This window comes from Sphingomonas pruni NBRC 15498 (assembly GCF_001598455.1).
GTDB classification, from domain to species: Bacteria; Pseudomonadota; Alphaproteobacteria; order Sphingomonadales; family Sphingomonadaceae; genus Sphingomonas; species Sphingomonas pruni.
On record NZ_BCYZ01000138.1, the window covers coordinates 1 to 3360 of the forward strand.

Annotated in this window: 2 protein-coding genes; both read left to right on the top strand. The window is 65.3% G+C overall.

Features of this window, described 5'->3' with window-relative positions:
- The first annotated feature begins 90 nt into the window (after positions 1-90).
- On the top strand, positions 91-2508 hold the full coding sequence (locus tag SPR01S_RS20805) for a sodium:solute symporter (RefSeq protein WP_066593727.1): 2418 nt from the start codon (positions 91-93) through the stop codon (positions 2506-2508).
- A 32-nt stretch (positions 2509-2540) separates the two neighbouring features.
- Positions 2541-3360 (top strand): LysR family transcriptional regulator (locus SPR01S_RS20810; RefSeq protein ID WP_218016786.1); only part of this gene is annotated, 820 nt, incomplete at its 3' end.

Sequence of the window (3360 nt, forward strand, 5' to 3'; positions counted from 1 at the left end):
GAGTGGGAAGGGTGAGGACAATATTCTCGCCTCGACCCTCACCCTTCCGGCGCTACGCGCCTCCCTCCCTCTCCCAACGGGAGAGGGACGATGAGCCGTCGTTCGACAGCTAGCCTGCTCAAGGCACTCTTAGCTATCTTCCTGCTGACCTCGTTCGCAGCGCCGGCCGTCGCCGAGCCGCCGATGTCGACGGTGGCGACAAGCCTGCCGACGCTGCCGAGTTCGGGCCCCATCCTGCTAGCAGCGATCGATGGTCGTCCGGTTGCGATCGACATGGGTGGCAGGCGCGTGTTCGTGCTGCGGCCGAGCGGCTGGGCGGCGGTTTATGCGGGGCATATAGACTTTGGGCATCTGCTAACGGTCATCAGCGATGGCCGGCGTACGTTGCTTATCGGTCGCGGCGACGACGGAGGAGCTCAGCTGGTCGCCGGGCTCCATTTTTCGGGCGGTGACCTCACGCCGCGCATCCTGCCGCCGCTGCCGGTGTCGCTCCGGTCTGCCACTGCCGCTTTCGAGCCCGACGCCGTAATTGTGGCAGGGACGGACGCCCGCGGCGCGGCGCATCTTCTTCGCCTCGACTGGACGACCGCCGAGGCCTGGAAGTCCCTCGACGCCTGGCCGGGTGGCGGTGTGCCCGCCGCGCTCGCGGCGCAGAATGGTGGTATCTTCGTCACCCTGGCGAATGGGCAGCAATGGCGCTGGCTGAAGCTCAAGGGGTGGAGCGCGGGCGCGCCGGCACCGGGCGCGGTCGTTCCAGGTTCGGCGCGGGCGATCGGCCAGGCGTACTTGCTCTATCTGATCGGCGGCGCGGACGGCACGCGTCTCTACAGCTACAGCGCAATCACCGATGCCTGGGCACCGTTGGGATCGGCGCTGCCGCACCCGGCGGTCGCCGCCGTCAGCCAGGGCGACGGCATCCTGTCGGCATGGCGTGACGGCAATGGTCTCGCCTTCTCGGCGCTGACGCTCAAATCCGCGCGCCAGTCGATTGCGCCGATCGATATGGTGATCATCGGCGTCTATCTGTTCGGCATGCTGGGCATCGGGCTGACCTTCTACCGGCGCGCCAAACAGGGATCATCGAACGAGTTCTTCCTCGGCTCGCGGACCATTCCGTTCTGGGCTGCCGGGATCAGCATGTTCGCGGGCTCGATCAGCTCGATCAGCTATCTCGCGGTCCCGGCCAAGGCGTTCGAGACCGACTGGGAATATATCATGTCGAAGATGACGACGGTGGTCGGACTGATGTTCGTCGCCGTCTTCGTCGTGCCGATCTTCCGCCGCCTGAACCTGGTGTCGGTGTTCAACTATCTCGAACAGCGCTTTCACCCTGCGATCCGCATGCTGTCGAGCGCGCTGTGGATCATGATGCAGATCGGCGGGCGGATGGGGATCGTGCTGTTCCTGCCGGCAATGGCGATCGGCACGATCACCGACACCAACATCGTCGCGTGTATCGTCGTCGTCGGGCTGTTCACCATCGTCTATACCGCGCTGGGCGGGATGCGCGCGGTGGTGTGGACCGATGTCTTCCAGGTGCTGGTGCTGACCTGCGGCGCGCTGTTCGCGATCGGCTTCATCGTCTGGCAGATCGGCCTAGGCACGATCGTCGACACCGCCGCGACGTTCGACAAGACCAGGATGCTGAACTTCAGCTTCGACGTCACCCAGCCGACGGTCTGGGCGTTTACGATCCTCGTCCTGTTCGACGTCGTGCTAACCTTCCCCAAGGATCAGGTGTTGATGCAGCGCGTGCTGGCGACACCATCGGAAAAGGCCGCGGGGCGCTCGGTCTGGCTGTTCGCGGCGGTGCTGCTGCCCAGTGCATTCATGTTCTACATGATCGGCACGGTGCTGTTCGCTTATTACCGGGTGCATCCGGGGCAGCTCAATCCGCTGTTGCCGATCGACACGGTGTTTCCGTCGTTCATCGGCACCGAGCTGCCGCATGGCGTGGTCGGGCTGATCATCGCCGGCCTGATCGCAGCGGCGATGGGCACCTTGTCGGGCATCATCAACAGCGTCGCGACCTTGCTGTCGGTTGATTTCTACGACCGGATGATCCCCGGACGCAGCCAGCGCCAGATCGTCCGCTTCGCCGAGATCGCGAGTGTGGGCGTCGGCCTGATCGGTATCGCCATCGCGATCATCCTGTCGCGGCTCGATATCCATTCGCTGCTCGACCTCACCATCGAATTGTTCGGCCTGTTCGGCGGCAGCTGCGCGGGCGCCTATACGCTTGGCCTGTTCACCCGGCGCGCCAATTGGCAGGGCGTGGCGATCGGCATCGTGCTGGCGTCGATCATCACGTTGGTCGTGTGGATCTTCGGCCTCGTCCACCCCTATCTCTATCTCGCGCTGGCAATCGCCTCCTCGATCGGGATCGGCTATGTCGCCAGCTTCCTGTTCCCGCCGCCCAGCCATTCGCTCGAGGGCCTGACGATCTTCACGCCCCGGCGCGGCACGGCTCAATCGGAGGAGTCCGCACTATCGACACCGGCTTCCTGAAGACGTTCGTCACCGTCGTCGACCAGGGATCGATGGCGGCCGCTGCGCGCGTGCTCAACATCAGCGCGTCGGCGGTCGCACAGCAACTCCATGCGCTCGAGCGGGAGATGGGCGCGCCATTGCTGCTGCGTGTCGGCCGGACGATGCGGATGACCGAACAGGGCGCGCGTGTCCTGGCGCCGGCGCGCAAGCTGCTGCGCGACGCGACCGATCTGCGCGGTATTGCGCAGGACGGCGAAGTGACAGGCGAATTATGGCTGGGCGCCTGCACCACGCCGCTGACCGGCATGCTGCCCGACATCCTCGCGGCGGTGAGCAAGACCTTTCCCCAGGTCAACATCCACATCCAGTCGGGCAATTCGGCGCAGCTCTTTGTCGATGTCGAAGCGGGCAAGCTCGACGCCGCTCTCGTACTCGAAGCGCCCTATCCACTGCCGAAGACCTGCGACTGGCTGTTGTTGCGCGAAGAGCCGTTGATCGTGCTCGCGCCGCGCGCGCTGGCCGACCGCGATCCGCTCGACCTGCTGCGCGAGGAACCGCTGATTCGCTACGACCGCAACCAATGGGGCGGCCGGTCGGCTGAGGTTTATCTGCACGAACTCGGCATCGTCCCGCGCGAGCGGTTCGAGCTCAATGCCTTGAATGCGATCGCGATGATGGTCGATCGCGGCTTGGGTGTGTCGATCGTGCCCGACTGGACTCCGCCCTGGCCCGAGGGGATCGACATCGTCCGCCTGCAACTGCCCGAGCGGCGGATCGGGCGTCGCATCGGCATCGTCTGGTCGCGCTCCAGCGTTCGCATGCGGTTGGTCACCGTGCTGCTGCAGGAAAGCGCGCGCTTGTCGGGGATTT

What these genes read in the sequence shown, in the direction of transcription:
- SPR01S_RS20805 (WP_066593727.1), top strand. Translation starts at nt 91, where the DNA reads ATGAGCCGTCGTTCGACAGCTAGCCTGCTCAAGGCACTCTTAGCTATC.